General features: G+C 66.7%; 2 protein-coding genes. One reads left to right on the top strand and one right to left on the bottom strand.

From position 1 onward, the window contains the following. The coding region (locus FUT88_RS24905) for a hypothetical protein (RefSeq protein ID WP_147219204.1) at positions 1-318 on the top strand (318 nt) is incomplete at its 5' end. Between the two features lie 3 nt (positions 319-321). Here the strand turns inward: FUT88_RS24905 and FUT88_RS24900 are convergent. Beyond that, positions 322-505: DUF1949 domain-containing protein (locus FUT88_RS24900; RefSeq protein WP_147219202.1), on the bottom strand; the 184-nt coding region annotated here is incomplete at its 5' end.

Here is a 505-nt window from a genome sequence, read left to right as displayed (position 1 = left end):
GAATGGGATTCGCAGCTCAAAGACGATTTTCGCAGCGGCGGCAAATACCGGGTGCGCTTGCAGGAGGCGTCCGAGCCTGCCCCTGACCCAGAGCTGGCCGTGCTGCGCCTCAGAAGCCTGCAGGCCGTGCTGGACGCCGTCGGCATCGAGGGCGACAAAGTCGAGGCGTCCGAAGCCGATACGCATCTACGTGCCGCAGAACGCGAGGGTGTCGCCCCAAAAATGCCGACAGCCGCCTACGTCGTTTTCCAACCGGACTGCCAGAACCCGTGTTGCCCGGGCACTGCGCCGGCCGCTCCGCTCGCTCCCACGCGATAAGCGCTAGGTAATCGCCACACGCCCCTGCGTCAGGTCCCGTAGCGTGTTCCGCGCAGCCGCCTCGTCCGTCACCGGCAACCGCACCGTCAGCGTCACGCCCGCGTCGTAAGCAGCATCGACGAGCGTGTAGCCGCCATCGTCGATCCAGCGGCGGATGCGCGCCTCATCGGCGTAATCGGTGGAGAGG

Origin of the sequence: Ralstonia sp. TCR112 (genome assembly GCF_007997035.1) — a bacterium.
Taxonomy (GTDB): Bacteria; Pseudomonadota; Gammaproteobacteria; order Burkholderiales; family Burkholderiaceae; genus Ralstonia; species Ralstonia edaphi.
This window is presented reverse-complemented; position numbering and strand designations above follow the sequence as displayed.